This is a genomic window from Halalkalibaculum roseum (assembly GCF_011059145.1).
Taxonomy (GTDB): Bacteria; Bacteroidota; Rhodothermia; order Balneolales; family Balneolaceae; genus Halalkalibaculum; species Halalkalibaculum roseum.
The window spans coordinates 1-479 of the sequence record NZ_JAALLT010000018.1 but is presented as its reverse complement, the minus strand read 5'-3'; the positions used below and the strand labels follow the sequence as shown (position 1 = coordinate 479).

Here is a 479-nt window from a genome sequence, read left to right as displayed (position 1 = left end):
GAGCTCAGCAGCTCGCGTACTTCCAGCTCAACCAGTTCAATCAGCTCTTCGTCGTCGACCAGGTCGGTCTTGTTCATGAAGACTACCAGCTGGGGTACCCCTACCTGGCGGGCCAGCAGAATGTGCTCGCGGGTCTGCGGCATCGGTCCGTCGGTGGCGGCCACTACCAAAATAGCCCCGTCCATCTGCGCCGCACCCGTCACCATGTTCTTGACGTAGTCGGCGTGGCCCGGGCAGTCCACATGCGCATAGTGGCGCTTGTCGGTTTCGTACTCCACGTGGGCGGTGGCAATGGTAATCCCACGCTCGCGCTCCTCGGGAGCGTTGTCAATGTCGGCAAACTGCTTGGCTACCCCGCCGTAGTGCTTGGCCATCACCGTGGTGATCGCCGCCGTCAGGGTCGTCTTGCCGTGGTCTACGTGACCTATCGTTCCTATGTTTACATGTGGCTTGTTCCGCTGAAATGTCTCTTTTGCCAT

At 59.9% G+C, this 479-nt stretch carries 1 protein-coding gene; it reads right to left on the bottom strand.

All coding sequences use genetic code 11. From position 1 onward, the window contains the following. Window positions 1-479 (bottom strand): GTP-binding protein (locus G3570_RS16300; RefSeq protein ID WP_165143928.1); only part of this gene is annotated, 479 nt, incomplete at its 3' end.